This window comes from Modicisalibacter muralis (genome assembly GCF_900102945.1).
Lineage (GTDB): Bacteria > Pseudomonadota > Gammaproteobacteria > Pseudomonadales > Halomonadaceae > Modicisalibacter > Modicisalibacter muralis.
In genome coordinates this window covers 260,361-286,237 of the sequence record NZ_FNGI01000003.1, presented here as the reverse complement: position 1 = coordinate 286,237, position 25,877 = coordinate 260,361, and the positions used below count along the sequence as shown (strand labels likewise).

27 protein-coding genes and 2 tRNA genes are annotated in these 25,877 nt (G+C 62.7%); 15 read left to right on the top strand and 14 right to left on the bottom strand.

Annotation, left to right across the window (positions count from 1 at the left end; all coding sequences use genetic code 11):
* Nucleotides 1-6: 6 nt before the first annotated feature.
* Complete coding sequence (gene osmF / locus BLR92_RS08405; protein ID WP_217636554.1) at nucleotides 7-954, bottom strand: glycine betaine ABC transporter substrate-binding protein OsmF; 948 nt, start codon at nucleotides 952-954, stop codon at nucleotides 7-9.
* 204 nt (nucleotides 955-1,158) lie between these two features.
* Between osmF and BLR92_RS08400 the strand changes: the two genes are divergently transcribed.
* Complete coding sequence (locus BLR92_RS08400; protein WP_089727461.1) at nucleotides 1,159-1,476, top strand: I78 family peptidase inhibitor; 318 nt, start codon at nucleotides 1,159-1,161, stop codon at nucleotides 1,474-1,476.
* Between the two features lie 31 nt (nucleotides 1,477-1,507).
* Here the strand turns inward: BLR92_RS08400 and BLR92_RS08395 are convergent, their stop codons facing one another.
* Together BLR92_RS08395 and BLR92_RS08390 are read right to left on the bottom strand one after the other, a co-directional pair.
* Nucleotides 1,508-2,737, bottom strand: coding sequence for an EAL and HDOD domain-containing protein (locus tag BLR92_RS08395; protein ID WP_089727459.1), 1,230 nt, complete (start codon nucleotides 2,735-2,737; stop codon nucleotides 1,508-1,510).
* A 114-nt stretch (nucleotides 2,738-2,851) separates the two neighbouring features.
* The gene (locus tag BLR92_RS08390; protein WP_089727458.1) at nucleotides 2,852-3,454 is read right to left on the bottom strand and encodes a LysE family translocator; all 603 of its coding nucleotides are present in this window, start codon (nucleotides 3,452-3,454) and stop codon (nucleotides 2,852-2,854) included.
* A gap of 97 nt (nucleotides 3,455-3,551) precedes the next feature.
* Here BLR92_RS08390 and BLR92_RS08385 point away from each other — a divergent pair, with 97 nt between their 5' ends.
* Entirely contained in the window at nucleotides 3,552-4,946 is a 1,395-nt protein-coding gene (locus BLR92_RS08385) for an aminotransferase-like domain-containing protein (protein WP_089727456.1), read from the top strand.
* Nucleotides 4,947-5,014: 68 nt separating this feature from the next.
* Nucleotides 5,015-6,058 (top strand): hypothetical protein, encoded by a 1,044-nt coding sequence (locus BLR92_RS08380; protein ID WP_089727454.1) that lies wholly within the window; start codon nucleotides 5,015-5,017, stop codon nucleotides 6,056-6,058.
* A gap of 4 nt (nucleotides 6,059-6,062) precedes the next feature.
* Here BLR92_RS08380 and BLR92_RS08375 read toward each other — a convergent pair whose 3' ends face one another.
* The 7 genes from BLR92_RS08375 to BLR92_RS08345 form a co-directional block, all read right to left on the bottom strand.
* Nucleotides 6,063-7,133 (bottom strand): ion transporter, encoded by a 1,071-nt coding sequence (locus BLR92_RS08375; RefSeq protein WP_245704143.1) that lies wholly within the window; start codon nucleotides 7,131-7,133, stop codon nucleotides 6,063-6,065.
* 165 nt (nucleotides 7,134-7,298) lie between these two features.
* Nucleotides 7,299-8,288, bottom strand: a complete 990-nt coding sequence (locus BLR92_RS08370) for an MDR family NADP-dependent oxidoreductase (RefSeq protein WP_089727452.1) — start codon at nucleotides 8,286-8,288, stop codon at nucleotides 7,299-7,301.
* A 1-nt stretch (nucleotide 8,289) separates the two neighbouring features.
* Nucleotides 8,290-8,802: an acyl-CoA thioesterase gene (locus BLR92_RS08365; RefSeq protein WP_089727450.1), complete on the bottom strand. Its 513-nt coding sequence runs from the start codon at nucleotides 8,800-8,802 to the stop codon at nucleotides 8,290-8,292.
* Nucleotides 8,803-8,893: 91 nt separating this feature from the next.
* Complete coding sequence (locus BLR92_RS08360; protein WP_089727448.1) at nucleotides 8,894-10,228, bottom strand: MATE family efflux transporter; 1,335 nt, start codon at nucleotides 10,226-10,228, stop codon at nucleotides 8,894-8,896.
* A gap of 95 nt (nucleotides 10,229-10,323) precedes the next feature.
* Nucleotides 10,324-10,572, bottom strand: a complete 249-nt coding sequence (locus tag BLR92_RS08355; RefSeq protein ID WP_089727446.1) for a YfhL family 4Fe-4S dicluster ferredoxin — start codon at nucleotides 10,570-10,572, stop codon at nucleotides 10,324-10,326.
* Nucleotides 10,573-10,604: 32 nt separating this feature from the next.
* A complete protein-coding gene (gene coaD / locus BLR92_RS08350) occupies nucleotides 10,605-11,102 on the bottom strand; it encodes a pantetheine-phosphate adenylyltransferase (protein WP_089727444.1) in 498 nt (165 codons plus the stop codon).
* Between the two features lie 124 nt (nucleotides 11,103-11,226).
* Nucleotides 11,227-13,122: a beta-ketoacyl synthase N-terminal-like domain-containing protein gene (locus tag BLR92_RS08345; protein ID WP_089727442.1), complete on the bottom strand. Its 1,896-nt coding sequence runs from the start codon at nucleotides 13,120-13,122 to the stop codon at nucleotides 11,227-11,229.
* A 257-nt stretch (nucleotides 13,123-13,379) separates the two neighbouring features.
* On the opposite strand from BLR92_RS08345, the gene trmB reads away from it, so the two are divergent.
* The gene (gene trmB / locus BLR92_RS08340) at nucleotides 13,380-14,063 is read left to right on the top strand and encodes a tRNA (guanine(46)-N(7))-methyltransferase TrmB (protein ID WP_089727525.1); all 684 of its coding nucleotides are present in this window, start codon (nucleotides 13,380-13,382) and stop codon (nucleotides 14,061-14,063) included.
* A gap of 2 nt (nucleotides 14,064-14,065) precedes the next feature.
* Here the strand turns inward: trmB and BLR92_RS08335 are convergent, their stop codons facing one another.
* Nucleotides 14,066-14,944, bottom strand: coding sequence for a LysR family transcriptional regulator (locus tag BLR92_RS08335; RefSeq protein ID WP_089727440.1), 879 nt, complete (start codon nucleotides 14,942-14,944; stop codon nucleotides 14,066-14,068).
* 100 nt (nucleotides 14,945-15,044) lie between these two features.
* Between BLR92_RS08335 and BLR92_RS08330 the strand changes: the two genes are divergently transcribed.
* The 6 genes from BLR92_RS08330 (at nucleotide 15,045) to nadA (ending at nucleotide 18,823) form a co-directional block, all read left to right on the top strand.
* Nucleotides 15,045-15,461 (top strand): PACE efflux transporter, encoded by a 417-nt coding sequence (locus BLR92_RS08330; protein ID WP_089727438.1) that lies wholly within the window; start codon nucleotides 15,045-15,047, stop codon nucleotides 15,459-15,461.
* Nucleotides 15,458-15,790, top strand: a complete 333-nt coding sequence (locus tag BLR92_RS08325; protein WP_175488760.1) for a DMT family transporter — start codon at nucleotides 15,458-15,460, stop codon at nucleotides 15,788-15,790. The genes BLR92_RS08330 and BLR92_RS08325 overlap by 4 nt, the downstream gene beginning before the upstream one ends.
* A gap of 34 nt (nucleotides 15,791-15,824) precedes the next feature.
* The gene (dacB, locus tag BLR92_RS08320; RefSeq protein ID WP_089727434.1) at nucleotides 15,825-17,267 is read left to right on the top strand and encodes a D-alanyl-D-alanine carboxypeptidase/D-alanyl-D-alanine endopeptidase; all 1,443 of its coding nucleotides are present in this window, start codon (nucleotides 15,825-15,827) and stop codon (nucleotides 17,265-17,267) included.
* 102 nt (nucleotides 17,268-17,369) lie between these two features.
* A tRNA-Lys gene (locus tag BLR92_RS08315) sits at nucleotides 17,370-17,445 on the top strand.
* A 34-nt stretch (nucleotides 17,446-17,479) separates the two neighbouring features.
* Nucleotides 17,480-17,555 (top strand) — tRNA-Lys (locus tag BLR92_RS08310).
* Between the two features lie 239 nt (nucleotides 17,556-17,794).
* Complete coding sequence (gene nadA, locus BLR92_RS08305) at nucleotides 17,795-18,823, top strand: quinolinate synthase NadA (RefSeq protein WP_089727432.1); 1,029 nt, start codon at nucleotides 17,795-17,797, stop codon at nucleotides 18,821-18,823.
* A 22-nt stretch (nucleotides 18,824-18,845) separates the two neighbouring features.
* On the opposite strand, the gene BLR92_RS08300 is transcribed toward nadA, so the two are convergent.
* Nucleotides 18,846-19,601: a YiiX/YebB-like N1pC/P60 family cysteine hydrolase gene (locus tag BLR92_RS08300; protein ID WP_089727431.1), complete on the bottom strand. Its 756-nt coding sequence runs from the start codon at nucleotides 19,599-19,601 to the stop codon at nucleotides 18,846-18,848.
* 117 nt (nucleotides 19,602-19,718) lie between these two features.
* Nucleotides 19,719-21,179 (bottom strand): M48 family metalloprotease, encoded by a 1,461-nt coding sequence (locus BLR92_RS08295; RefSeq protein WP_089727429.1) that lies wholly within the window; start codon nucleotides 21,177-21,179, stop codon nucleotides 19,719-19,721.
* A gap of 113 nt (nucleotides 21,180-21,292) precedes the next feature.
* Here BLR92_RS08295 and BLR92_RS08290 point away from each other — a divergent pair, with 113 nt between their 5' ends.
* Nucleotides 21,293-21,541, top strand: coding sequence for a sulfurtransferase TusA family protein (locus tag BLR92_RS08290; RefSeq protein WP_089727427.1), 249 nt, complete (start codon nucleotides 21,293-21,295; stop codon nucleotides 21,539-21,541).
* Here BLR92_RS08290 and BLR92_RS08285 read toward each other — a convergent pair.
* Complete coding sequence (locus BLR92_RS08285; RefSeq protein ID WP_089727426.1) at nucleotides 21,533-22,012, bottom strand: peroxiredoxin; 480 nt, start codon at nucleotides 22,010-22,012, stop codon at nucleotides 21,533-21,535. The genes BLR92_RS08290 and BLR92_RS08285 overlap by 9 nt on opposite strands.
* Before the next feature lie 244 nt (nucleotides 22,013-22,256).
* On the opposite strand from BLR92_RS08285, the gene dapA reads away from it, so the two are divergent.
* From dapA to purC, 4 genes are all read left to right on the top strand, one after another.
* A complete protein-coding gene (gene dapA / locus BLR92_RS08280) occupies nucleotides 22,257-23,141 on the top strand; it encodes a 4-hydroxy-tetrahydrodipicolinate synthase (protein ID WP_089727421.1) in 885 nt (294 codons plus the stop codon).
* A gap of 39 nt (nucleotides 23,142-23,180) precedes the next feature.
* Entirely contained in the window at nucleotides 23,181-24,131 is a 951-nt protein-coding gene (gene bamC, locus BLR92_RS08275) for an outer membrane protein assembly factor BamC (protein ID WP_089727419.1), read from the top strand.
* A gap of 57 nt (nucleotides 24,132-24,188) precedes the next feature.
* A complete protein-coding gene (locus BLR92_RS08270) occupies nucleotides 24,189-24,974 on the top strand; it encodes an MBL fold metallo-hydrolase (protein WP_089727523.1) in 786 nt (261 codons plus the stop codon).
* Nucleotides 24,975-25,064: 90 nt separating this feature from the next.
* Nucleotides 25,065-25,778, top strand: a complete 714-nt coding sequence (gene purC, locus BLR92_RS08265; protein WP_089727417.1) for a phosphoribosylaminoimidazolesuccinocarboxamide synthase — start codon at nucleotides 25,065-25,067, stop codon at nucleotides 25,776-25,778.
* Nucleotides 25,779-25,877: the final 99 nt, after the last annotated feature.

Sequence of the window (25,877 nt, the reverse complement as noted above, 5' to 3'; positions counted from 1 at the left end):
TCGCCGTTATTTCAGGAAACCCTGTTCCTGCAGATAGGTTTTCGCGACCTTGCTGGCGGGGAACCCCTGCACCTGAATGCGGCTGTTGAGTTCCTGTAGTGTCTCGCGGTCCAGCGACTCGAAGACGGGCTCGAGCAGCTTGGCGATCTCGGGATTGGCATCGAGTACCGGCTTGCGGATCACCGGCGCCGGCTCGTAGACCATCTGCACGTTCTTGGTATCGTCCATGACCTTCAATCCGGCGGGCTGGATGGCACCGTCGGTGGCGTAGACCATTGCCGCGTTGGTGCCGCTGGTGCCTTCGGCGGCGGCGCGAATGGTCGCGGCGGTGTTGCCGCCCGAGAGTACCAGCAACTGGTCCTGGCCGAGCGTGAAGTCGTAAGCCTCCTGGAAGCTTGGCAAGGCCGCCGGGCTCTCGACGAATTCGGCCGAGCCGGCGAGCTTGACGTCGCCGCCGCCGCTGACCCATTCGCCGAAATCGGCCATGGTCGCCAGGTCGTGCTCGTTGGCAACGTCTTGGCGCACGGCGATCGCCCAGGTGTTATTAGCGGGCGCCGGCGTCAGCCATACCAGGTCGTTTTGCTCAAGATCCCACTGGCGGATTTTTTCGTAGCCTTTCTGGGGGTCTTTCCATGCCGGGTCATCGGCAGTGTTGGAGAAGAAGGCACCGTTACCGGTGTACTCGGGGTAGATATCGATTTCACCGGCCAGCAGCGCGGTGCGCACGATATTGGTCGGGCCCAACTGTAGCTTGTCCTCAACCTTGTAACCGGCGTGCTCCAGCACCTCGACGATCATGTTGCCGAGTAGCGCGCCTTCGGTATCGATCTTCGATGCCACGCTGATCGGTTCCGCCGACTTGGTCTTGACTGAACCTGGCTCGGACGCCACCACATGGCTCATCGTCAATGCCGCGCCAATCATGACGCCGAATAGCTTGCCAAACCTGACCATAAGATTTCATCCTCTGTGCGATGTCTTGAAACGTGAGATTGGCTCGTGAGCTACCTACCGAGCGGCGTCGATTGGTTAAGCCCGGCGTCTATTGAGACTAGTCACACTGAACGCGAGGCTCCACATTTCAGCACCTTAGAGGATCGGCAAAGGCCGCGTCCAGACGCCGAACCAATAACGTCGGTCAAATACAGGAGAAGCACGATGATCAAAGGATATGCGTTGGGTCTGTTGACGGCCGGCCTGCTCGCCGCCTGTTCGGCGACACCACCGCCGGAGGAGCCGCCACGGCCGCCACCCATGCCCCAGTCGAGTGGCGGTGAGTGTGGCGCGGCGCAGGTGCAGGCGTATCGCGGCGAGCCCTACAGCGCGACGCTCGAGCAGACGATTGCCGCCCAGAGCGATGCCGGGCGCGTACGAGTGATTCGACCGGGGCAGGCCTACACCATGGATTACCGTCATGACCGTTTGAATATCCACCTCGATGCCAGTGGACGAATCACCGAGTTGAACTGCGGCTGATACCCGGGCGATGAAGTGCCAGCCAATTGCACTACCACTGTGTATTGGTGATTTCGATAGCGTGCTGCTGGGCGTGACTTAGCCGTTCGGGGGTAATGCCGAGCGCGCCCAGCGCGGGCCAGTCGAGAGTGTCCAGTTCACAGCGTTCCAGATGCAGCACCGTCGACAGAATCAGCCCGATGGAACCGCTGTGCGCGAGAATGGCCTGCTTGATGCTGTCGTGCAGCGGAATGTCATCGAGAATGGTATCGAGCGGGAGATCGAAAAAGGCATCCAGACAGGAAAACAGGCCCACCGTGAAGCCCGATGTCGGCCTGTCGGGTAGGTGCTCGGCGAGTTCCTCACACAGATAACCGCGTATCAATGCCAGCTTTTGCAGGGCGTGGGGCTTGTCGTCCAGCTTGGTCAGCGCCAGCATGCTGGCCAGGTTGCGAATTCGACGCTGGCCGATCAGCGTCACGGCCATCTGTACCGAGGTGATGTCGTGAGCGCGCCGATAATAGGCACTATCGGCCATTTTCATCAGCCTGACGCTCATGAAGGGATCGCGCTGGACGATGTCGGTCAGTTCGCGAATACTGACATCGGGGTGGTTGAGCTTGGCCAGCAACTGCATGACCGAAAGCCGGCTCTGTGGCATGTGCTGGCCCTGCACCGGCGCCGGCCGCGCCAGGAAATAACCCTGGAAAAGGTCGCAACCGGCCTCGAGGCAACACAGGAAATCCTCATGGGTCTCGATTTTCTCGGCGAGAATCAGCAGGCGGGGGGAGGCCTGCCTCAGCGCAACGACTAGCCGTGTCAACTCGATGGTATCGAAATGGGGATAGTCGAGCTTGACGATATCGGCGAAGGGCAGCAGCGGGTGGTCGATATCCTTCAGGCGGTAATCGTCTAGCGCGATTCGGTAGCCCTGGGCCTGGCAGCGCCGAATCGCGGCGATGACCTCAGCGTCCGCCTCGACCGTTTCGAGAATCTCGACGACCATATCGTTTGGCGAGAAGGGCAGTTCCGTCTTCAGCGTGCTGGCGGTGAAATTGATATAGGCCGGGGTATGTTCGCAAACCTCACGGATATTGGTCTCGGTGAAGGCACTGATCATGACCTGCAGCGTCGCGATATCGCCATCGAACGGCATGCTGCACGCATTGGTGTCGGGGCAGGGTCGAAACAGCAGTTCGCAACCGACGAGCCCTCGCTGGCGATCGTAGATCGGCTGACGGGCGAACAGTACGGTGGTACGAGTAGACTCGCTTGACGCCATGGCGGAAGCCCCGGTACTGCAAACCTGGATAGGTAACCCATTGTATCGGCGAATCCTGGCCGGGCTTAAGACTTTTCTCGTAATCACGAAGCCCGGCCTTATCGCCGATGACTATCAGCCGAGAATGAAAACCACGCAGGCGGCGGTCATCGCGCCCATGCCGACGTTGAAGATACGCCAGCTGCGTGGGCTGCGGATGTAGCGGGCGATCGCCATGCCGAAACCTGCCCATAGCGAGATGCAAGGCAGCGCGATCAACTCGGCGAAGCCGGCCAGCATCAGGGCGTTCCACCAGGTATTGCCCCCGGCGGGCAGGAAACCCGCCATCAAGGCCAGACCCATCACCCAGGCCTTGGGGTTGGCGAACTGGAAGGCGGCGGCCTGCCAGAACGTCAGTGGCCGCCCGGTACCCCGCACGCTCAGATCCGGCGGTGGTGCGCTGGCGATCTTCCAGGCCAGGTAGAGCAGGTAGGCGCTACCGGCTATCTTGAGCGCCATCTGGAACAGCGGATAGCGTTCGAACAACAAACCCAGGCCCAGCGCGATGGCCGAAAACAACACCAGGCAGCCGAACATGATGCCGAGAATGTGCGGCAGCGTGCGCCAGTAACCATAGTTGGCGCCGGATGCCGTGAGCATCAGGTTGTTGGGCCCCGGCGTGATGGTCATCGAAATCATGTACAGCGCCGCGGGACCCAGAAAGGCCAATCCTTCCATTGTATTGTGCCCATACAATATTTGTTTAAAGGCTGGAATGTTTCACTGATTGCAGCATAATGTACCTAACAAGGCCGTCAATGAGTTTATTGTCACCATGACAATATGGGTTCCAGCACTACCGGCATCCGGCACGCGTTATCGCCTGCTCGCCGATGCCGTCGCCGATGCCATCGCCAGGGGTGAACTGAACGCAGGCGCTCGCCTACCGCCCCAGCGGCGGCTGGCCGATGCCCTTGGCGTCACCGTGGGCACGGTGACCCGCGCCTACGCTGAAGTCGAGCGGCGCGGACTGGTCGAGGCGCGGGTCGGCAGTGGCACCTACGTACGTGGCGCCGAGTCGCCGGCCTTGGCCTTCCACCAGATCGCCGCTGGCGGCGACACCGATATCGTCGATCTCAGCCTGAGTCTGGCGCCACCCCATCCCGATCGCCCACTCGCGCTGGGCGAGGTGCTAAACGCGATCGGCCGCGACCCCGCAGCGCTGACGCAAGCGGTGAATTATCAGCCCGAACAGGGCATGCCCCGGCATCGCGAGGCCCTGGCGAGGTGGATGACGCGATTGGGTATGCCGGTCGATGCCGAGGAACTGGTGGTCACCCAGGGCGGTCAGCACGGCATCTATCTGGCGCTGCAGACGCTGACCCAGCCCGGTGAGCGAATTGCTGCCGGCGCGCTGACCTATCCGGGGCTGATCAACGCCGCCCAGCAATTGCACCTCAAGGCGTTACGCGTGCCGCTCGACGATCACAGCATGGATGTCGAGGCGCTGGCCCGGCTGTGCGCCCAGCAGCCGCCACGGCTGGTTTACGTCACGCCGGATCAGAACAACCCTACCGGCGCCTGCCTGCCCGAAGCGCGCCGTGAGCGGCTCGTCGAGCTGGCTCGCGCATACGATTTCTGGATCGTCGAAGACGGTGTGCAGTACCTGCCGGCCGAGGAGCGTGGCACGCCACTCTACCGGCTGGCCCCGGAGCGTACGATTTACCTGTTCAGCACCTCGAAGGTGATCGCCGGCGGGCTGCGTATCGGTACCTTGCGAGCGCCGCCGGCACTCCGCGAGCGGTTAGCGATCCCGCAGCGCGCGCAGAGCTGGATGGTGCCACCGTTGATGGTCGAGGCGGCGTGTCGCTGGATCGAAAGCGGCGCTGCCGCGAAGCTGCTGGCCTGGCAACTCGAAGAACTCGCCGCGCGCCAGCGCATGGCCTGCGAGCGGCTGGCGGCCTTCGCGCCGCGCGGGCGACCGCATGGCTTTCATCTGTGGCTGGAACTGCCGGCGGGTTGGCGCGCGGCGGCCCTGCTCGAGCAGCTCGAGCGCCAGCGCGTGCGGGTGACCAGCGCCGAGCCGTTCTGCGTGGGTAGCGAACCCGCGCCTCAGGCGATCAGGCTGTGCACTGGCGCGGCGCGCGATCGTGCCGCGCTGTCCCATGCCTTGGAGACGATCGCCACGGCCCTGGAAGGCGCGCCGAGCACGCCCTGGCGAACGCTGTAGCTGCGTGACTTGCATTCATTGGTGACGGCCCTCAGGTTGATCATGAACCCGTTTACGAGGAATCCGTCATGACCCAGGCTAAAGTGCTTTCTCATGGCACGCTACATTGTTTTCCGGCCGGTTTGCGCGATGAACGGGGTAAACTGGCCAATGCCGAGGTTTCGGCCGTGGTCTTCGATGGCTCGCGGCTGATTTTGGCCAGCGATAAACCAATTCCCGGCGCCGGGCGTTCAGCGGTGTTCGCGGTGAGTATCGACAGCAGTGGGCTGCCCGACGACTCCACTCTGGAATATTTCACTGACGGGGCCATCGCACGCGCCACCAAATACGAGGATTTCGCGCTGACCGTGGATGGTCGGCACGTACTGGCGACGACCGGCTTCGATCGCATCGATGATGTCAGTCACGATCTGAATGCCTATAACCACTTCCTGATCTGGCCGCTGGGCGAGCCGCATAACGTTCGCGTCGTCGACCCCGATCCCCGCGATGGCATCGAAGGCTCGCTGGAGTTGCGTAACAAGCTGGATGGCGCCATCGGTACGTCCTATTACAAGATCGAGGGCTTGGCGTCGATTCCCGGCGAGCGCGGCGATGGTCTACTGCTGTTTGGGGTGCGCGAGCAGGGCAACGCGCATGACGATTTTGACTATGTCTGTCGGGTGGTGGGAGCGCATTATCGCGTCAATGCCAACGGCAACCTGACGTTCCTCGATGAGTTGCGCAGCCTTTATGACTTCGATCCGGGCCGCCATGACGGCGTGCGCCATGTTTGCGGCTTGTCGAGCCTGGAATACGATCCCTTCAACGAGCGCCTTTACCTGCTGACCAGCTTTGAGACCGAAGATGGGGGTGTCGAGCGCATCGGCGGCTATCTGTGGGCAATCTCGCTGGAAGACTTCGCCGCCGGCCACGCGCCGCAACTGGTCGGCGACGAGCAGGGACGACCGCTGGAGTTCGAGCACAAGGCCGAGGGCCTGGCGGTGATCGACAGCAAGCGGCTATTCGTTGCCTACGACAATGACCGCCATATGGGGCTGGGTTCGATCGACGAGCGTGACGAACGCCATGCCTGCGAGGCGCCGTATACGATACTCGAGATGCAGGGCTGACGGTTCAATCGTACCGGTCCTGCCAGCGCTTGGTGGCGACCTGCTCCTTGAGGATCTCCAGCACGTCGATCAGCACCTGCTCGGTGATGCGTTCGCTGCGCGTATCGGTCGCGACCAGGGCGTCGAAGCCGCTGTCGGCGAGGCGCTCGAGCAGCGAGCTGAACTCCGGGGAGCGTAGCCCAGCGACGGCTTCCTGGACCAGTTTGCCGGCGATGTCGCTCAGCGTCTGATCCATGGCATTGGCCAGTTGGCTGCCGAAGGGCAAGCGACGCAGACGTTGGATTTCGTGGCTTTCGTGCATGGTACGCCCGACCAGAGCACTGATGTAGCGGGCGATAAGCGCGCGATTGTCGGCGTACACACCACTCAGCGACGTCTCCAGGCGCTGGGTGATCTCCTGCACCAGTTGCTGCTTGCGCGGCGCTACGACCTCATCGGCGATACGCCGCGAAAAGACGTCGCTGTGGCGAATTTCATCCTGAACGCTGCCCAGCAGGCGGATCGCCACCCGGTCGGAGAGTTCTTCCAGCGCGATGGTGTAATACTTGGCCAGCACGCCGTACAGATACCAGCGCCTTACGTCGATCAGTTCCAGGCGCTGCAGGCGATATAGCAGTGAAATCACGCGCAGCACGCGCAGCCAGCGCAGGCCGGCCAGCGGGATACAGCCGATCACGTCATACCAGTGCACGAAGGGGTAGAAGAACCAGCGGTGGTAACGCCGTTCGGCAATCGCCACCGACCAGCCAAGCAGTACGTCGAAAACGAATACCGCGACGAAGGCCAGGTCGATGGCCAGAAAGTTGGCGTGAATCGTCGTGTCATAGGCGGCGTAGAGACCCGGTGCCAGCGCTTCGAAGGCGTTGTTCAAGGGCGGTATCAGGAACAGGCTATCGAACAGCAGCAGTGCCAGGTTGGCGATAACCAGCACGATGATCAGCAGGTCCCAGCCGAGTTGCAGTCGCTCGCCGCGCGGCGAGCGGTTGCGATATGACAACTGCGGTAGCGGTTCCTCCCCCCTGGCGAGGGCTTCGCCGGTAGTCTTGCGTGACGGCCTACGCGTTTCCCGTTGCATCTGTCGTACTCCTCGCCCCGTCCAAGGCTCTGCCTGAAAACTGCCTGCGCTCAACCATACGGCGTTAAAAATCGGCTCGAAATACTCATTTACTTCAGTAAACTCCGTCTTTTCGCCGATTTTTGCCTTGTTTGATCGTCGCTCGCCGACTTTTCGGGCAGAGCCTTAGAGTGCCACGATCCGCTTGCCGAGATTGGCGCCGGCCAGCAGACCGATCAATGCCTCGGGTAGCGCGGCCAGACCGCCCTGCACGACATCCAGCCGCCAGTGCAGTTCGCCGTGCGTAACGCGTGGCGTCGTCTCGGCCAGAAAGTCTGCGTAGCGCTGGCTGAAGTGCGGCGCTACGAACGGTATCACCGCGACCCCGCGCTCGCCGAGCAGCGCCATGTTGGGTGGTGCGCGTCGCGGGTCGGCCTGCTGATATTGACTGATCAAACCGCACACCACCACCCGCCCGCCGGTGCGCATGACATCGTTAGCGGCAGCGAAAACACCGCCGCCGACGCTCTCGAAGTTCAGCGTGATGCCCTGCGGAGCGGCTTCGGCCAGGCGTTCGGCGAAATCCTCGCGGCGATGATCGAGAACCGTGGCAAAGTCCAGGCTGCGCAGCCAGTCACGCTTGTCGGCGCGCCCGGCGGTGACGATCACCCGTGCGCCGGCGTTGCGCGCCAGCTGCGCGGCGATCGAGCCCACCGCGCCGGCGGCAGCCGATACCAGCACCGTATCGGTCGGCCCCGGTTTACCCAGCACGCACATGCCCAGCCAGGCGGTAAAGCCGGTCATGCCCAGCGGGTGCATGAAGGCCAGCGGCGGGTCGCCGGGCGGCTGGCAGCGCAGCGCCGTGCCATCGTGAGCGACGAGCGTCTGCATGGGCAGATGGCCGATCGCCCAGTCGCCGCGTTGCCAAGCGGGGTGGCGGCTGTGCTCGACCTCGGCCAAGCTCCAGCCGGAGAGCACGCTGCCGGCGTCCCAGCGTTCGATATAGTCGTAGCCCTCGGCCCGCATCCGCGTGCGCATGTAGGGGTCGACGCTGATATAACGTGGCCGTAGCAGCAGCGCGGCCGAATCGCGCCTTGGCGCCGGTGTCTCGACGAGCGCGAAATGCTCGTTGCGCAATTCGCCTTGCGGGCGTGACGCAAGACGCAACTGCTGCATATCAGCGCGGCTTTTCGGCGAAGTGATTGCGGTGAGTGCGACGCGACTCCTCCTCGGCCTGCTTGCGTAGCTTCTTGCGCAGCGCCGCCTGTTCGAAGCGCAGCTTCTGCACTGGCGTTTCGAGTTGCAGCGGTGGTACTCGTGCAGGGCGGCCCTGTTCGTCCACTGCGACCATGGTCAGGTAACAACTGATGGTATGGCGGATGACCTTTTCCTGGATCGACTCGGCGATCACCTTGATTCCGATCTCCATCGACGAGCTGCCGACATGATTGACCGAGGCTAGGAAGGTGACCAACTCGCCGACGTTGATCGGTTGCTTGAACAGCACCTGGTCCACCGACAGCGTTACCACGTAGCTGCCCGAGTAGCGGCTGGCGCAGGCGTAAGCGACCTCGTCGAGCTTCTTGAGGATGGCGCCGCCGTGTACCTTGCCGCTGAAGTTGGCCATGTCGGGGGTCATCAGCACGGTCATGGTCAATTCGTGCTGGCGGGGGAGATCGTCTGGCGTCATGTCGGGTCGCGATCCATTGAGTTGGGCATAAAGCTCAGGTTTACCATATTTTGGCGCGCGATGGCGGCGCGTATCGTTCTGCGGTGACGGGCTAACGAGCGCTGAAGCGCCAGCGGTGACGCCGGTAGTGCAGGTAATAGGCGCCGAGGGTCATCGAGCGCACCAATGTGAACAAGCAAAAGGCCAGCCACAGGCCATGATTGCCCAGACCCAGGCGCTGGGTCAGCCACCAGGCGGGCAGGTAGATGGCCAGGCCGATGAAGATGCTATTGCGCATTTCGCGGGTCGCGGTGGCGCCGATGAAGACGCCGTCGAGCAGATAGCTCCATACCGCCAGCGCCGGCATCAGCACCATCCAGGGCAGATAGACGGCGGCGGCCTCGCGCACCGCCGCCAGATCGGTGAGCAAGGCGATTAGCGCGTTACCACCCAGCGCGAAGATCAGCATCGCGGCCCCGGCGGTGAGCAGCGAGAGGCGCGTCGCCGCGCCCACCGACGCGCCGAATTCCTGCCAGTCGCGACGCCCGATGGCGCGCCCGGTAAGCGCCTCGACGGCATGTGCGAAGCCATCCAGCCCATAGGAGGTGAGCATGATGAACTGCAGCAGGACGGCATTGGCGGCGAGAATCACATCGCCCTGACCCGCCCCCTGCGCGGTGAAGAAAGCCGTCGCGAACAACAGCCCCAGGGTGCGCACGAACAGGTGGGCATTGACCTGGAACAACTCGGCATATGCCTTGATGCGCAGCAACCGTTCACGCAGGAAGCGCCCTTCGAGCCACTCGAGCTGGCGCCGTACCAGCCACAGCCCCAACGCCAACGCACTGTAGTCGGCGATTACCGTGGCCCAGGCCACGCCGTCGACGGTCATGCCCAGGCCGACCACGAACACCAGGTCGAGCACGATATTGACGCTGTTGGTCAGCACCATGATCGCAAGCGTTACGCGGCTGTTCTGCTGACCCAGAAACCAGCCGAGAATGGCGTAATTGGCGAGCACCGCCGGCGCCGAGAGAATCCGTATTCCGGCGTATTCGCCGGCCAGCCGGGTGGCCTCCCGGCTACCGTCGAGCAGCCACAGGCCCAATGCGACCAGCGGCCCGGAAAATATGATCAGCAGCGCGCCGATCATCCCTGCCATCAGCAGCGACTGGCCGAGCAGGTTGCGCACCGCGCCGTCGTCCTCGCGACCCACCGCCTGTGAGGTCAGCCCGGTGGTGCCCATGCGCAGGAAACCGAAGCCCCAGTACAGAAAGCCGAACAGCGTCGCGCCCAATGTCACCCCGGCCAGATAGCGCGAATCGGGCAGGTGGCCGACCACGGCGGTGTCGACCAGCCCCAGCAGGGGCACGGTGATGTTCGACAGGATGATCGGCCAGGCGAGTATCCAGACGCGCTGGAAGGGGGAACGCGAGTTGGTGGGCACTGGGTCGCCTTAGCGGTAAGTGGGATTCGAACGAGGCTGGAAATGCAGAAGCCCCCGCAGGGGCTTCTCAATGGTTGCACTAAAACCCAGTGGCCTCACGCCGCAGTGATGAGGTGATATTTCTGCATCAACTCCTCGCGGGTTTCCTCACGCTCGGGATCGAGCGGAATGCAGTCCACCGGGCAGACCTGTTGGCACTGCGGCTCGTCGAAATGCCCGACGCACTCGGTACACAGGTTGGGATCGATGACATAGATTTCTTCCCCGGCGGAGATGGCGCCGTTGGGGCATTCGGGTTCACAGACGTCGCAGTTGATGCACTCGTCGGTAATGATCAGGGCCATGGTTCGAATCCTCGCTACGTGATGAGCGACCATCACTGGCCTGAAGGTTTATCCAAATGATAATGCGCGCGTAGCGCGTCGGCGACCCGTGGATGCACGAGCCGGCTGATATCACCGCCCAGGCGTGCGATCTCGCGCACGATGGTGGCGGAAATGTAGGAATTCTCGACCGCCGGAGTCAGAAACAGGCTTTCGACATGCGGTGCCTGGGCGCGGTTCATATTGGCCAGTTGCAGTTCGTACTCGAAGTCGGAGACCGCACGCAGGCCGCGCAGGATGATCCGAGCGCCCTGTTGATCGAGCAACTCGGTCAGCAGGCAACTGAAGCCGGTGACCTCGATGTTGCCGAGATCCTGAGTCACCTCGCGAATCAGCGCGACGCGGGTGTCGATATCCAGCGTCGGCTGCTTGCCAGGGCTCTCCGCGACGGCCACCACTACCGTATCGAAGATGCGCGCGGCGCGCTCGATCAGGTCGTAATGGCCATTGGTAATGGGGTCGAAAGTGCCGGGGTAAACCACGGTGTTCATGGGCGCGTCCTATGCCGGATCGGATCGCATTGCCGGCTCGTGGAGCCGGGCAATCAGGGTACTCGAAGCCTCGCATAGCGACAATAAAGCGCGATGGCATTTGCCGCAGCATGCGTGGTGTCGGCTATTCTGGGTCCGGTGTTTCGTCGAGCCGGCCGAACGGGTTATCCACCGCCAGCGAGACTGGCCGCGCATAGCCGGGAATATGGATGTCATGGGCGTCGATTTGCAATTCCGGGCCTTCGAGCACGCCTTCACCGAAGCGATAAATGACTGCAAAATGCGCGTCGTCGGCATGTCGCTGGTAGGTCTCGCTGGCGGCGATGGTCGCCTCGCGGCGCCGTTTCCAGTCGCTGACGGCGGCCTGCCCGTGACGCTGGATCAATAGCCGCTCAGTGATCTTGGGCGACAGCAGCAGGCCGGTGGCGTTGTTGCCGCCGAAGCCCTTGGCATTGATGAAGGCCGCATCGGCGTCGAAGGCCAGCGGCTCGCGAAACAGCTTGAGACGTTCGTCATGCACGTCATCGGCTACCGCGTCGAGGGTTGGAATACCCGGCAGTAGCCCATGCGCGAAGCTGCCCAGTGCACTGGTCAACTGATCGCCGGCGGCGCTGCCCTGAGAATGGCCGACGAAGGCCTTGGCGGCGACTGTCGGCCAGGACTCGATGCCGTTGGCGCGAGCGATGCAATCCAGTACGTGGGATTCGGTAATGCGATTCTTGGGTGTGCTGGTGCCATGCGCATGCACGAAGCTGCGCTCGCGCACGGCTTGTTCACCGAGCATGTCGCGAGCCAGCGCCACCGCCTTGCCAAGCGTAATGTAATTGCCGATACCCGGCGCCGAGATCGAGCGCTTCCAGCCATCGGCATTGACGAACACGCCGGGCACCGAGCCGAGAATCTGCGCGCCGGTTTCCAGTGCCAGGCTGTCGTCCATCAACAAGATAAACTGGCTGGCCTCGGCGATGGTGAAGCCGCAGTTGCGCGCGAAGGGTCGGCAAGCGCGTTGGTAATCGGCATCGGTCAGCAGGCTCAGTGCGTCCAATGCCTTGAGGCTATCGTCATCGGCCAGCGCACCCATGGCGCGGAAGCCTTCGATGATCTCCGGGGTCACCGGTGCATCGCTGGTGCCGACCATCACCACGCGACAGCGTCCACTGGCGATGTCCTCGATGCCCTGGCGCAAATTGTAGAGAAAGCTGGCGCACGCGCCCTGCACCGCGCCGGTCGAGCCGACGCTGCCCAGCACATAGGCATTGAGAAAATCGGCCGGCATCTGACCGTAGCCCAGCGGCATCTGTTTGGAGGTGGCGCGGCTGCCGGAAACGAAACACCTGAGCAGACCGCCCCAGCCCTGTTCGTCGAGCTGACCGATGGAGTTGCCAGCATAAACGCCGATCTGATCGGGATCGAGGCGGTCGTGTAGCGTGTTCCAGTCCAGCCCGCTTTGGCCCAGGCAGTCGCTGGCGCCGAACACCGCCATCGACAGCCCACGCGGATGGTGCACGCTGCGATACAGCAGGCTGGGCTCGAAGCCGCTGGGCAGTTGTCCGGCGGCGCGAACCGGCGCCGGGCGGCGCTCGGGCAACAGCACGTCGAGTGCGCCGGCCGGCACGCTGACTTCCACCTGGCGGCGGTCGAGTTCGCGTACCTGCCAGTTGGCGGGCAGCGGCTCGGGCAGTTGGCGTCGACGAGTGTGAAAGACCAGTGGGGCGTCGAGATTGAGCTGAGCGTGGCGATTGGCGGCAATGCCGTCGACATCGAAATGCGCTTTCTCGATGCGTCGGATCAAGGTGTGATCGAGAATCCGCTGGCGATAGCGAATCGCGACCTCGTTATCCATCAAGCGATTGCCGTCAGTATCCAGCCAACTGCCGTCCTCCTGGCGAACGACTATTTGCATCATGGCCGCCAGGCCGATCAGGGTCCGTGTCTGGTCTTCCACGGGCAAGGCATCGAGCACCGTGCGCCGAAACGCCTGGTGGCCCGAGGTTCTGCCAGCGGCGTTGACACCGCCCATGCCGACAATCACCGGTAACTGTGACAAGCCGCGTCCCTCGCTGCTGTTAAGTCTTTACGCGTCATCGAGTCCTGCATGGCCGAGTAAGCGAGCGCTCGCCGGGCCGGCAGCGACTATGGCGAATCGAATCTGGTGCGCGATGATAGCACCCGGTCCACAGCTCCGTCATGCGGGCGGGTGAGAGAGATTGCCATGCCATGAAGGCAAGCTGATAGACTGGCCGCTCATTAGCCATGCCATTGATTGCCCATCGCCGTATGCATGCCACGTCTCGCTCCATCGTTACCAACCAGACCGGACCCCATGACGACGTGTCGCGTCGCGTCGCGCGGGCGTTGGAGCATCCGCTACGCAAGCCGGTCGCCGAACACACACGCGCGGCGTTCGTCGAGGCCGATGCCTGGCTGGCCGCGCGTCAGGCACCGTTGATCCTCGATGCCGGTTGCGGGGTGGGGCTGTCGACGCGCTGCCTGGCCGAGCGCCATCCCGATTGCGCGGTCATCGGCATCGACCGCAGCGCCGACCGGCTGTCTCGCGATCACGGCACGCTGTCCGACAACGCGTTGCTGGTGCGCGCCGATCTGGTCGATTTCTGGCGCCTGGCGCTGGAGGCCGGCTGGCGGCCGCTGCAGCATTATCTGTTATATCCCAACCCCTATCCCAAGGCGTCGCATCTCAAGATGCGCTGGCACGGCCACCCGGTGTTCCCGACGATTCTGGCGCTGGGCGGGCGGCTCGAACTGCGCTCCAACTGGCGATTGTATGTCGAGGAATTCGCGCTGGCGGTCGAGCAGGCTACCGGCCTGCGCGCGGCCATTCTCGAACACGAGCCGACGAACGCGTATCTCAGCCCCTTCGAGCGCAAATATCACCTGAGCGGGCAAGCGCTATGGCGACTGACGGTCGCTCTACCGCACTGCCCGTCCCTGTTACCAGAATAGCCCTAGCGTGAAAGCCGGGCGCTGAGTTCATCCTGCAGCCAGCGTGCGATAGGCCCCTGCGCGCCGGCACGGCGATGCACCAGCTCGACACCGACGCTGGGCGGGTCGGGGAGTTCGCTGATGGTCAACCTGCGCAGCAGTTCGCGGTACATCGGGTAGGCGGCGATATGCTCGGGCACCAGCGCCCAGCCGATGCCCTGGGCGACCAGTTCGGCGATGGCGTAGTAGCTGTTGAGCTGCCACACCCTGGGTGACAGGCGCACCTGGCGATTGCCGCCCAAGGGCGAGGCCACCACCAGTTGGCGATAGCGGCTGAGCGTCGAGAGGCGTACCGTTGGCCGACGCGCCAGGGAGTGACTGGCGGCCACGATCACGGTCTGCGACAGGCGGGCGATCTGGCGCACCGCCAGGGTGGCCGGCAGGGTCGGCTGGCTGAACAGCACGCCGAGATCGGCGGTGCCGTCATCGACCCAGTGGGGAATCTCCGCCTGCGCGCCGTTGAGCAGCGACAGCTCCAGCGCTGGCCAGCGCTCCGCCAGGGCCAGCAGGGTGTCTATCAACGGCGGGTAGGGCAGCGCTTCGTCCACCGCCAGAGTCAGGCGCGGCTCCTCGCCACTGGCTAGCGCCAGGGCTCGCCCCTGAAGTTGATCGCACTGGCGCAGGATCTCCCTGGCTTCCGAGACCATTGCGGCGCCGGCGGCAGTCAGCGTCGGGGTGCGCCCGCTGCGCTCGAACAGCGTCAGACCCAGATCGACTTCGAGATGCGCGATGGCGGTGCTGACCGCCGACTGCGCCTTGCCCAGCTTGCGCGCCGCCGCCGAGAAGGAGCCGTGCTCGGCGGCTGCCAGCAGACAGGCCAGTTGATCGAGATTCCAGTGCATTGAGCTATCTGCTTTCCTGATGGGTATTAACTCGTTCCCATCAATATAGCGGCTAGAATGCGGGCAGGTCTCTATTTCATCTGCTTAATCGGAGCTAAAAATGCGTAGCTGGGGTGAGCGCCTGCTGCACACGACGCTGTTCGAAGCCGGCGGTTTGCTAATGGCAACGCCGTTGGCGAGCTGGCTGACCGGTCATGGGATCGCTCAGATGGGCATGTTGACGGTCGTGCTGGCGACGTTTGCCATGCTCTGGAACCTGGTCTGGAATCGACTGTTCGACCATTGGGTGCCGACGCGCAAGCGTAGCTTGATGCAGCGTATCGCCCAATCGCTGGGCTTCGAGGTCGGCCTGCTGGTCATGACGCTGCCCGGTGTCGCCTGGTGGCTGGACATGGGACTCATCGAGGCCTTCTGGCTGGATCTGGGCTTCATGCTGTTTTTCATGGTTTATGCGCTGGTCTTCAATACCCTATTCGACGTGTGGATGCGCCGCCGGCTGGCGCAGGGAGGTGGCTGATGGCATACGTTTATCTGTTCGTGGCGATCGTTGCCGAAGTATTGGGCACCAGCGCACTGAAAGCCTCTCAGGAGTTCACCCGCTTCTGGCCCAGCGTGGTGGTGGTGGTGGGCTACGCGGTGGCCTTCTATATGTTGACGCTGGTGTTGCGCACGATTCCGGTGGGCATTGCCTATGCCTTCTGGGCTGGGCTGGGCATCGTGCTGGTGACGCTGATCGGCGTGGTGGCCTTCGGCGAGAAGCTCGATCTGCCGGCGGTAGCGGGCCTGGCAATGATTATTGGTGGCGTAGTCGTGATACAGGTTTTCTCAAGCGTGTCGGCCCACTAGTCTAGGGGCACTGTCATTATTGGGATCATCCATCATGCTACGCCCGTTCGCCGCACTATTTGCCGCCGGTTTGCTGATTGCTGCGCCTCTCAAGACTCTTGCCGCCGGCTTCGAGCATGTCTCGAGCCTTGCCGAAAAAGGCTTTCTGATCAGTGCCAAGGCACAGTTGCTCGACACCGGCGAGGTATTGGGTGCCATCGCTCCGCAACGTCAATTGTCGCCGGCCTCGGTCTCCAAGCTTTATGTCGCGGCGGCGGCACTCGATCAGTGGGGGCCGCAGCATCGCTTTTCCACGCAGCTGGTTACCACCGGCGTTATCGATGCTCAGGGCGTTCTACAAGGTGATCTGGTGTTCGTTGGCGGCGGCGACCCGGCGCTGGTTTCAGAGGACCTGTGGCGCCTGATTCAGCGTTTGCGCATGCATGATGTCACGCGTATCGACGGTCAACTGGTGATCAGCCAATGGCGCTTCGGTCCGGTCAAGTGCATTACCACCGACCGCTGTAAATCGCGCACGCGCAGCGACAACGCCTACAGCGCGCTGCTCTCGTCGGCGGGGGTCAACTACGGTAGCTGGTGCCTGAAGGTGGTGCCGGGCAGGCAAGCCGGTGCCGAGGCGCGGGTTCGCAGTTGCGATACCGTCACGCCCTCCATGCGTGTCGATAACCGGGTCACCACGACCACCCGCGGTGGCCCGACCTCGCTTAGTGCCGAGCGTGTTACCGACGCGCAAGGCGACACCATGATCGTGCGTGGTCAGATCGCCCTGGGAACCTACCCGCGAGGCATCTATCGCGCCAGCTCCGACCCTGCCCGACAGACGGCGCAGACGCTGCTCGCCATGCTCGAGGATGCCGGCATCGAAGTCGCCGGCGGCGCCACGACCAGCGACACGCGCCCACCGGCCAGCGCGCGCCAGCTAGCCGCGGTGGATGGCAAGCCGCTGCAGGAGCTGTTGCTGCGCACGCTCAATTACTCGAACAACTTCATGGCCGACATGCTTGCCCTGGACCTGGTCGAGTCGCCACGCGCGACACTGCCCCAGGCCGGTGCCGAACTCGAGCGCTTCGCCCGTGGGTTGCCGGGTCATGGGCCGTTGACCCTGCTTAGCGGCAGTGGCCTGACGCCCGAAAACCGCACCTCGGCGCAGGGTGTCAATGCGCTGCTCGAGGCGATGTATCATCGCCCGGCGCTGTTCCCGACCTTCGTCGCCGGCATGCAGTTGCCGGTCAACGGGCCGATGACCTTCATCCGCCGTGGCAGCGACCTTTTCCAGAGCCATGTGATGCTCAAGACCGGCACGCTCAATCAGCCGATCTCGGTGCGCGCGCTGGGCGGCTATTTTCGCACCGAGAGCGGGCGCTGGGGTTCGTTCAGCGTGCTGGTCAATGGCACGGGCGGCACGCCATACCTCTCCTGGTTCGAGGTACTGCCATTGGTCGCCGAGGATCTGACCGCGATGATCGCGTCGCACTGAGCGGATACCGACAGGCGGCAAACGGGCATTTCGCGACGCGTGTGGTGCCGAAAAATCCTTGTCAGGTTAGGGTGCTGTCAGTATTATGTGCGCCCTGTCGGAGGGTCGTTAGCTCAGTTGGTAGAGCAGTTGGCTTTTAACCAATTGGTCGTAGGTTCGAATCCTACACGACCCACCATCTCCCGATCATGGGAGGTCCGAGGGTCGGCGATGGGTCGTTAGCTCAGTTGGTAGAGCAGTTGGCTTTTAACCAATTGGTCGTAGGTTCGAATCCTACACGACCCACCAATGCTTTTCGTGAAGCGCCCTCGCATTATCGATGCGAGGGCGCTTTGCTTTCAGGGCATTCCCCGATCCATGGCGATGGATCGGTGGCGGCGTGTTACTGTCCCATTATATGGCAAGGCTGTGCAGCGCATGCGTCGCGCAGTATCATGCCAGCAGGTGCGTCGGAGATCGAAGCGATCGAACTCGGGCGCTTGTGGTAACCGCAGGGGGAGCCCCTGCCTGTCGCAGTGGTAGACACGATGACGACCATGACTTCCCACGCCCTGGTGCGAGAGCACTTGGCTCGCGCTTATTGCCCGACGCGGATTCCCGCCGAGGACGAAGCGCGCATCGATGAGATCAAGCGTCTGCTGCATGAGCGTAACGCCGTGCTGGTGGCGCATTACTATACCGACGACGCCATTCAACAACTCGCCGAGGAAACCGGCGGTTGCGTGGCGGATTCCCTGGAAATGGCCCGCTTCGGCGCGCGACACGAGGCCTCGACCCTGGTGGTCGCCGGTGTGCGCTTCATGGGTGAGACCGCCAAGATCCTTTCGCCCGAAAAGCGCGTATTGATGCCCACGCTCGAGGCGACCTGCTCGCTGGATGTCGGCTGCCCGGTCGACGAGTTCAGCGCCTTCTGCGATGCACACCCTGACCGAACCGTGGTGGTCTACGCCAATACCTCGGCGGCGGTGAAGGCGCGCGCCGACTGGGTGGTGACGTCTTCCATCGCCGTCGATGTGATCGAGACCCTGCAGGCGCGTGGCGAAAAGATCCTCTGGGCGCCGGACAAGCACCTGGGTGGCTATATCCAACAGAAAACCGGCGCCGACATGCTGCTGTGGGACGGCGCCTGCATCGTCCACGAGGAATTCAAGGCCAGGGGCATCGACGACCTCAAGGCGCTGTATCCCGACGCCGCGGTACTGGTGCATCCGGAGTCGCCGGCCAGCGTGGTAGAGATCGCCGACGTGGTGGGCTCCACCTCGCAGTTGATCAATGCGGCGAAAACGCTGCCCCATGGCAAGCTGATCGTCGCCACCGATCGTGGCATCTTCTTCAAGATGCAGCAGGCGGTGCCCGACAAGACGCTGTTCGAAGCGCCTACCGCCGGCAACGGCGCGACCTGCAAGAGCTGCGCCCACTGTCCGTGGATGGCGATGAACGCGCTCGACAATCTGGCCGGCGCGCTGCGCGATCACAGTGGCGAGGTGTTCGTCGACGAGCTCCTGCGTCAACGTGCGCTCAAGCCGCTGGAGCGGATGCTCAATTTCAAGCGCTGAGCCAGGCGTAAATTGCGCGGGGCTATGTGTCCTGCCACTCGATGGTCCGGTAATCGAAGCCTTCCTCCAGGGTTGGTTTGATAATCCGGAAGTAAGGGGAGGCATCGAAATCCCGGGGCGTGAAGAGCCGGTAGGGGCGGAGACTGAAGCGTTCAGGCCCACCATTCCGGCAAGCCGGGTCGCCTGATGGCGACGATTCGACAATGGGCAAGACCGGGTAACGCAGCAGCTGAAACCCCTCTGCAATAAAAGTCGAGCAGATGGTTCTTGTGGGATCGCCACTGCCGAAAACCATCAGTTTATGCCGGTGTCTGGCCGGCACGGGTAGCGTTGGCCAAAGGTAACGAACGAGATCGAAGACGTTTTTCAGATCGTATTGATCTCCCAGGCGGCCCAGTGCATAAGTTCGCAGAGTGGCAATGTCTCTTTCATCCAACCCCACCGGGCGACATATGCGTGTATGCGTTTGTCGGTAAAACGATAAGGGTAAGCGGCGTATTCCTTGCTCCAGGTCGGCCTCAATAAGGACATGAGGCTCGCCGTTCGCAGCGTCACCCAATCCGCAGCCCGGACCCAGGTACAACGCTGCGTGAGACCAGGTGGATTGGGTAAGGTACTTTATAGCAACACTGATGCGGGCGTTGCCTTCCACCAATAGAACATCACCCGGTTGAAGACTTTTGCCAAGCGCCTCATAGGTAGACGTTCTGATCGAAGGACTGGTAATTGGCTTGGTAAGATAGGCGGCGAGCCGCCGTGACAACCACTGCAGGACCATTGCATTTTCCCGGCCGAAACAGAGGAGTGAACCCCGTTTGTATCATTATAGGCTCCCTGATGTTTCGCGTGGATAGGGCCGATTCGGCATGCTCCCGCGAGCGCAGGCGCTTTTCTCTCAGAACTCGCGTAGCGTTTCGCGATACTCCAGATACTCCTCGCGTCGCTCCTGAATGCGGCTGGCCATGACAAAATCGTTGGCCTGGGTGGCGGCGTCCTCGGCCACCTCGAGCTGTTCGATGGCGTGATCGATGTGACCCGTCAGCTGTAGCTGTTCGGCGCGCGCAAGAAGCCCCCAGGCGGTGTGCCCGCTGCGCCCGGCGGCTTCGGCGAGCAACGTGAACACATGCGGGTTTTCGGACTCGCTCTGGCTCATGTCGCGCAGTACTTCAAAGGCTTCTGCCGGCGCGTCCTGTAGCAATACCTCGGCACGCACCATCTGCGCCGGAAGATAGCCCGGCGACAGGCGCAGAATGCGCTCGGCGCGCTTTAGCGCGGCATCGCGACGCCCGGCATCCAGGGCGACTTCGGCGGCGCTGGCCGGAATCATCGACAGGTTGGGCATCTGGCGGGCCAGGGCATCGAGCGTCTCGAGCGCGGTGTCGGTATCGCCGCGCTGGGCGGCGGTCAGTGCCTCCAGATAGCGCAGCGCGATCTTGGGTGCCTCATCCTGGCGCAACTGTGCCATCGCCAGCGAGGGGTTGCTGCGGTTGAGTTCGAGCAATGCGCGGGCGCGCACCATGGCATAGGCCGATTCGCCATCGGCTGCGTCGGTAGCGGCGCCGCGCGCTGTCAGTTGATCGGCGCGCGCCTGGGTATCGCTGACGCGCGATTCGGTAACCGGGTGAGTGAGCAGAAATTCCGGCGGGTTGCCGCCTTGCAGGTTGGTCAGGCGCTGCATGGCGCGAAACATTTCCGGCATGGCCTGCGGGTCGAGGCCGGCCGAGGCCATGGCTTCGAGCCCCACGCGGTCGGCTTCCTGCTCGAAGCGCCGTGAATAGGCGAGCTGATCCTGCATGAAGGCCGCCTGGGTGCCCATCATCGCTGCTACGCCGGCGCTGCCACCGCCGCCGGCGGCGATGACCATGCTTGCCAGCATGGCGGCCATGGTCGGCAATTGGGTCTCTTCGAGGCGCTGCATTCGGCGTGCGTAGTGACGCTGCGATAAATGCCCCAACTCATGGGCCAATACCGAGGCGAAGGCATCCTTGTCGGCGGCAAAGGTGAATAGCCCCGCATTGACGCCGATCACGCCGCCGGGCACGGCGAAGGCGTTGAGCAGGCGAATGTCGACCAGAGTGACGATCAGTCGAGTATCGCCGATTTCGCTATACGGCAGCAGGCGAGCGATCAGCGATTCGATGTAGGCCTGGGCAATGGGATCGTGCCAGCTCTGGGTCTGGGCGCGAAACTGGCGCAGCCAGGCGCGACCGAGACGAAATTCCTCCCCGCCGGAAACACTGGTGCCACCGCTACCGAGTTCGGGCAACCCGTAGTCGTAAACGGATTCGGCCGCGGCGGATAGCGGAGCGAGCGCGAGGACGCCGGCCAGCAAGGTTGTTTTTAGCGAATGCGGCATGGCCATTCTCTCAAGCATGAAGCGCTTCTGTACGAGATTGCTTCATGGGACATTGAATCGACACACAAAGTGCCTTTAAATCGGAGCGGTTTTTCATTTTTCCGGGAGGAAGCATGGCCTTGCAACCTGATGATGTGCTCGATGCGCGCGGCCTGCACTGCCCGTTGCCGCTGCTCAAGGCCAAGCAGTCGTTGGCGCGCCTGAACGATGGCGCGGTATTGCATGTCCTGGCGACCGATCCCGGTTCATGGCGCGACTTCGAGTCGTTCATCGCGCAGAGTGCCCACGAAATGCTGGCGCGCGAGGAAGCCGGCGATGAGTACCGCTACTGGATACGCAAGAATGGCGACGGCCTAGCGTGATTGGGCAGCGAGTTCGCGGGCTGCTTCAAGCACCTCGTCGACATGCCCCGGCACCTTGACGCCACGCCATTCGCGGGCGAGTTTGCCGTCCTTGTCGATCAGGAAGGTGCTGCGCTCGATACCGAGATGCTCCTTGCCGTACAGCTTCTTGAGCTTGATCACGTCGAACTGTCGACATAGCGATTCATCGGGGTCCGAGATCAGTTCGAAATTGAAGGCCTGCTTGGCCTTGAAATTCTCATGTGCCCGCATGCCATCGCGCGAGACGCCGAAGATCAGCGTGTTGGCGTCGTCGAAGGCCGCCTTGTTGTCGCGAAAGTCACCGCCTTCGGTGGTGCAGCCCGGCGTGCTGTCTTTCGGGTAGAAGTAGATCACCACTTGCTGGCCCTTTAGTTGCGATAGGGCCACGGCGGTGTCGTTGGTGGCCTCTGCGCTGAAATCGGCTACCGGTTGTCCGATGCTGACGCTCATGGCGGTCTCCTTACTATGGTGGGGCGATCTGTCGTGTCGCGTGGCAAGCTATGGCGACGATTACATGCAATCGCGCACGATCTGTAAAGCCACCAGGCAGGACCGCAACACGGCTTCATGCATGATGGTAACTGTACAGACTTTCGTTGCCTGAGTACCATTTGTCCGACAGGCTCGTGGGCTGGATATCGATTACGATGGCCAAGGGGCGATTGGGTCCCGATTGACAGGAGAGCATTCGAGGATGATCACAGGCAGCATCGTCGCGCTGGCGACCCCGATGAAAGTGACAGGCGAGATCGATTGGGAGGCGTTGCGCCGTCTGGTGAATTTTCACCTCGACAACGGCACCGATGCCATCGTCGCCGCCGGCACGACCGGCGAGCCGACCACCATGTCCTTCGCCGAGCATTTCGACGTCATCCGCAGCGTGGTCGAGGAAGTCCGCGGGCGCATTCCGGTAATCGCCGGCACCGGCGCCAACGCCACCTCCGAGGCCGTCGAGCTGGCGCGCTATGCCAAGGAAGTCGGCGCCGATTATTGCCTCTCCGTCTGCCCTTACTACAACAAACCGACCCAGGAAGGGCTGTTCCAGCATTTCAAGGCGGTGGCCGAGGGTGGCGATCTTCCGGTGATTCTCTACAACGTGCCGGGACGCACCTGCTCGGACCTGTACAACGAGACCGTTTTTCGCCTGGCCGAGGTCGACAACATCATCGGCTTGAAAGACGCTACCGGCAACCTGGAGCGCGCCGAGGAACTCGTCGAGCGCCTCAAGGGCAGCGATTTCGCGCTGTATTCCGGTGACGACGCCACCGCCTGCGAATTCATCCTCATGGGTGGTCATGGCGATATCTCGGTGACCGCCAATGTCGCGCCCCGCTCGATGCACGAGCTGTGCAAGGCGGCGGTCGCCGGCGATAGCGAAAAGGCTCACCAGATCAATACACGTCTGATGCCGCTGCATACCGGGCTGGGCGTCGAAGCCAACCCGATTCCGGTCAAGTGGGCACTCAATCGCATGGGCTATGCCGAGCAGGGTATCCGCCTGCCGCTGACCTGGCTGTCAGAGAAATACCACTCCACCGTCGGCGAGGCGCTGCAGCTTGCCGGTGTGCTGGAAGACTAAAGGCCGAGCCGGCCCGCACGTACAAACGAAGGTAGATGCATGAGACCCCTGTTCAAATGGATGCCGCTGGCCGTTTCCATGGCGCTGGTGATAAGTGGTTGTGGCGGTGACGGCTACTACTACAATCGCAACGAGGAATACCGCAGCGCCGAGATGACCGCGCCGCTGGACTTGCCTGAAACGCGTGCCGAGCGCCGTTACCAGAACGCCATGCCGGTGCCCGATGCGCATAGCGACTTCCTGGCCAGCGGCGAATTCGAAGTGCCGCGCCCGCAATCGCTGGCGGTCAGCTCCCAGAGCGACCAGCGCTTCGTCGAGCTGCGCGAAGCCGGCGACGACCGCTGGCTGCTGGTCAGCTCCGCTCCAGCCAGCGTGTGGCCACAGCTGCAGGGCTTCGTCGAGGATCATGGGCTCGAGGTGACCGCGCTGGACGCCTCCCGTGGGCGCATCGCAACGACCCAGGCGGTGCTGCGCGTGCGCCAGGGCCTACGTGGCAACACCAGTGAAGTGCGCTGTGAAGGCCCGGCCGCCGCCAATGGGCAATGTCTGAGGGCGTTGCAGGGCTATCTCGGCGCGGTCGATGAAGACGAGCGCAGTGTATCGTTGGCGGCGCAGGACCTGTCACGTGTCGATCGGGTGCGGCTTGAAAACCAGCAGGGCGAATGGCAGCTGTGGTTGGCGCTGGATTTCGAACGCGCCTGGTCGGAGTTGCTGTATCAGCTTGATAACAGCTTCGATGACGAGGGCCAACTCCTCGATCAGAACCGTAGCGCCGGTGAATTCCTGGTCGAGTACACCCCGAATGGAGGCGACGGCGGCAGCTTCTTCGGTCTGTTCGGCAGTGACGCCGAGCCACGCCAGTATCGACTGATGGTTAACGATGCGGGCCAGAATGCAACCCGTGTCACCGTTGCCTCGGCGGGAGACACGCCGCTCGCCGATGGCGAGGCGCGTGAACTGCTGGATACGCTGGCCGCCACACTGCGCTGATGACAAAGAGGCTTGCCGAAAGCGATGCTGCTTGCCGAAGAGCGTGGCCGTAATGACATGACCTTGCCGCCAGGAAGCTCGCTGTGCTTCGCCTCGCTGGGCAGCGGCAGCAAGGGCAACGCAACGCTGGTCAGCGATGGCGAGACGCATGTGCTGGTCGACTGTGGCTTCGGCTTGCGTGAAACCGAGCGGCGCCTGGCGCGTTTCGGTCTGCACCCGCGCCAACTGGCGGCGGTGTTGGTGACTCACGAGCATGGCGATCATATCAGTGGCGTCGGCATGCTGGCCCGGCGTCATGACTTACCGGTCTATCTGAGTGCCGGCACCTGGCTGTCCGGTCGTCTCGGCGACGTGCCTCGGCATCGCTTGATCGTGCCTCAGGTGCGTTTCGCCATCGCTGGCCTGGAGATCGACCCGGTGACGGTGCCTCACGATGCTCGCGAGCCGGTACAATTCTGTTTTCGCGCCCGTGATCGGCGGCTTGGCGTACTGACCGATCTGGGACATCCGAGCGCACATGTGATCGACGCCTTCACTGGCTGCGATGCGCTGATTCTCGAATGCAATCATGACCCGAGAATGCTTGCCGAAGGCCCGTATCCACCGCACCTAAAGCGCCGCGTGGGTGGCGATTGGGGGCATCTGGCCAATGCCCAGGCGCATGAGCTGCTGCGCCGGGTCGGGCTGGATCGCTTGCAGCGTATCGTCTGCTCGCATCTCTCGGAGCAGAACAATCGGCCGGAACTGGCGCGAGAGTCCTTGGCGCCACTGCTCGATGGCGACGAAACGCGGCTATTGATCGCCGCGCAGGATGTCGGCTTCGAGTGGCAGGTCGTCGCATGAACGTGGCTCACAACCGTTAGACGCTAATTGGATAAAATGACCGAGGCCCAGTCGCAGCGGTCTTCAGACACTGATTTGTGGAGCCCCACCATGGAAAAACGTGAAGCGCTATACGCCGGCAAGGCCAAGTCCGTCTACCTGACCGACGACCCGGACCGTCTGGTTCTGCATTTTCGCGACGATACCAGTGCCTTTGATGGGCAGCGGGTGGAGTCGCTGGCACGCAAGGGCATGGTCAACAACACTTTCAACGCCTTCATCATGGGCAAGCTACAGGCGGCGGGTATTCCCACCCACTTCGACAGCCAGTTATCCGACACCGAATGTGTGGTCAAGAGGCTCGATATGATTCCGGTCGAGTGCGTGGTGCGCAATATCGCCGCCGGCGGGCTGGTCAAGCGTCTGGGTGTCGAGGAGGGCAGTGAACTCAACCCGCCGACCTTCGAGCTGTTCCTCAAGAACGATGCTCTGCATGACCCGATGATCAACGAGTCGCTGGCCGAGACATTCGGCTGGGCGACGCCCGAGCAACTGGCGCGCATGAAGACGCTGACCTTTCAGGTCAACGACGTGCTCAAACGGCTATTTCTCGATGGCGGCATGTTGCTGGTCGATTACAAGCTCGAGTTTGGCGTGTTCAAGGGCGAGATCGTGCTCGGCGACGAGTTCTCGCCGGATGGCTGTCGTTTGTGGGATGCAAAGACCCGCGAGAAGATGGACAAGGACCGCTTCCGCCAGGGCCTTGGCGGGGTGATCGAAGCCTACGAGGAAGTCGGGCGGCGGATCGGCATCGACTTCGGTTGAATCGCACGCAAGCGATAGCATGACGGGGCGGCCTACGGGCCGCTCTTTTTGTTGGGCGTTTCTAGAGACTGCGTGGTAGACCGAATGATGTTTGACAGT